Source organism: Streptomyces rectiviolaceus (genome assembly GCF_039533825.1).
GTDB classification, from domain to species: domain Bacteria; phylum Actinomycetota; class Actinomycetes; order Streptomycetales; family Streptomycetaceae; genus Streptomyces; species Streptomyces rectiviolaceus.
In genome coordinates this window covers 1-2795 of the sequence record NZ_BAAAUG010000260.1, presented here as the reverse complement: position 1 = coordinate 2795, position 2795 = coordinate 1, and the positions used below count along the sequence as shown (strand labels likewise).

Below are 2795 nucleotides of genomic sequence, written 5' to 3'. Positions count from 1 at the left end.
CATCCTCAACTTCATCTCGCTGGGCCTGCGTGTCATGGCGCTGGCGGTCGCCGCGGCCCTCCTCAAGGAGCAGCTGCACCTCCTCAAGGCGCGCATGCGACGCGACGCTGCCCGAGCCCGCCGCCTGGCCGAGCAGCTCGGCCAGGCGGGCGTCGACCCCAAGTTCCAGGCCCAAGCCCTTGAGGTCGCCGCCGCGTTCGAACGCGTCGCCGAAGCCTCCGGCGAAGTCGCGGCCGCCGCCGACCAGATGGAAGCGAACGCTCAGTTCGTCAAGGACGCCCACGACACCGAGTACGGCGGCATCTACGAGCGTGTCAACGCCTCTCCCTACGCGCAGCCCAAGCCCGGCTTCAACGAAGTCCACTAACCCCCCCACGCCCCGCCACCTCACGAAAGGACACGCCCGTGGCCCTCCTCGACCGAACGCCCGCCCTGGCCCCTACGGCCGGGCCGCGGATCGTGCCCGCGCGCAGCATCCGCCGCCGCAAGCGCCTCGAACGCCTCACATACGGCGCCATGGCGCTCGGTCTCGCCGTCGGCCCCACCACCGACTACTGGCCCGCCCACCTCGGCGCGGCCGCCGTCGCCGGACTCGCCGGTTGGGCCCTGTGGCGCAAGTGGGACCTCGAGCCGCTCGGCTGGGAACTCCTCAAGGACGCCCATCGCGTCCTTCCGTTCCTCACAGCGTCCGCCGCCTACCTGACCAGCCTCCTGCACCCCGGCACCCCCGTGTGGGAGTGGCTACTCGCCCCCGTCTGGGGTGCCGTGATGGCGTACACGACGCCCCTCACGCACTCGGCCGGCCTGGTCCCCGAACTGCTCCCCTCCGAGATTCCCGCCCCCGATACCCAGCCGGTGGCGTTCACCTACCCGCAGCACCGGGCCGCGCAGTGGGCCACCTCGAAGAAGACCGGTACCAGCCTGCTGACCAACGTCACCGTGTACCAGTCGCCCGATGGGCAGCCCATCCCCGACTTCTGGGGCATCGTCATCGCCGAAGCCGGCGAGGAAGTCCCCGACCTGAACGCCAACGCGCTCGCCGCGGTGTTCGACCTGCCCCCAGGCACCGTGCAACTCGCCCTGATCCAAGGTTCCGGGCCCGGCCGCAAGCTGTTGATCGCCAAGCCGACGCTGCAGGCGCTCGAGCGGAGCGACGATCCGATCCAGCGGACCTGGGACGAGAAACTCGCCCACAAGAACGGGCCCTGCGCCCACATGCTTTTGAACGACTACAAGGTCGAACCGAACCGGATCGCACTGCGCACCAGCGCCCCCGAAGGCCAGCTCATCCAGCTCAACCAGAAGCTCATCGCCCGCGCCCTGGAAATCTCCGACGCCTCCCTGGTCATGGTCGAGACCGACGGGCTCGGCGAAGGCCTCATCTCCATCTACAAGACCCACCCGCTGATGAACGTCCGCGAGGCCACGATCGAGGACCTCACCATGGCCGCGGACGGCACCATCGCCCTGGGCATGCAGCCCGATGGACGAGTAGGGCGTGTCCCGCTGTACGACCCGGTCATGGGCGCCATCACCGACCTGTACGTCGGCGCGCCCGGCGCAGGGAAGTCCGTCACCCTGCTGCACCTGCTGGCCGCCGAGCGGATCAGCGGCATCGTCTCCATCGCGGCTGACGCGCAGGACGGCATGTCGCTGCCCGAAGCCGACGGCCGTATCTATCACTTCGGCAAGGGCATCGCCGCAACCGCGGCCACGCTCGCCGCCTCCAACGACCTCGGCAAGTACCGCGAGAAGGTCAGCGCCGCCAACGGGTGGGGGTCCTTCGAGCCCGGCAGCCCCTGGCCGATCGCCAACGACACCCTGGACGAGCTCAACCGCATCCTGTCCGCCGACTCCACCGTGCCCCGCCCCTTCCGAAAGTGGGTCACCGGCCTGGTCGGTGACAACCAGTCCACCGGCAGGAAGCTCGGCAAGGGCATCCGCTTCGCCGCGCAGTCCATCCACCTGGCTGACCTGGGCGACAAGGACCGCATCCGCGCGAACGCGAAGAACGGCACCGTGTGGCTGGGCCGCACCAACTCCTCCACCACCCAGCACATGGCTCGCGACGGTGTCCTGCCGCCCGGTGTGGAGATCGAACCCATCAAGCGCTACTTCCCCACCGGGAGCGGCAGCGCCATCGATGCCGCGTTCGAGGGCAAGGAGGTGAAGCACGGGCCGATCACCGCAGGCACCGCCAACATCATCAACGGCGGCAGTCTCTTCATGAACCGCACGTGGAACGCCCACAAGGAGAACAAGACCTACCCGCGGCTCATCGCGTTGATGGAGAGCCGCCCCATGCCCCGGCTCGAGGGCGAGGAGCACCGCGTCTTCCAGGAGTCCTACGCACGGTGGCTTGACCAGGCCGAGCAACTCCTGGCCGGCGAGGGCGAAGAGGGTGGCAGCGGCGAGTACACCGCCGCGGAAGCCGCCGAAGCCCGCGAGCTCATGGACACCGACGAGGACGACGACGCCCCGTCGGTCGGCAACATCAAGGACCGCATCCTCGACGTTCTCGCCGACGGCCCCATGGCGCTGAAGGACGTACGCAGACGGCTCCCCGGCGTTGCGCCCGGCAGCGTCAACAACGCCATGGGTGAACTCCACAACGACGACGGCCTGGTGCGGCCAGTCAGTCGCGGCGTCTACGAGATCGTCCCCAACTAACCCGCCCCTACCTGAAGGAGAACCCGCTCCGTGACCCCGCCCGAGCCGTACCAGCAGACTCCCGCCACCACGGCCGGGCAGCGCCAAGCCGCCAAGGAAGCCGCCACAGAGTTCTTCGGCACTGT

2 protein-coding genes are annotated in these 2795 nt (G+C 69.2%); both read left to right on the top strand.

Features of this window, described 5'->3' with window-relative positions:
* Positions 1–367, top strand: a 367-nt coding sequence (locus ABD378_RS43620) for a conjugal transfer protein TraB (RefSeq protein ID WP_344531017.1), incomplete at its 5' end; no start/stop codon positions are given.
* Between the two features lie 38 nt (positions 368–405).
* Entirely contained in the window at positions 406–2670 is a 2265-nt protein-coding gene (locus tag ABD378_RS43615) for a hypothetical protein (protein WP_344531015.1), read from the top strand.
* The last annotated feature ends 125 nt before the right edge of the window (positions 2671–2795 follow it).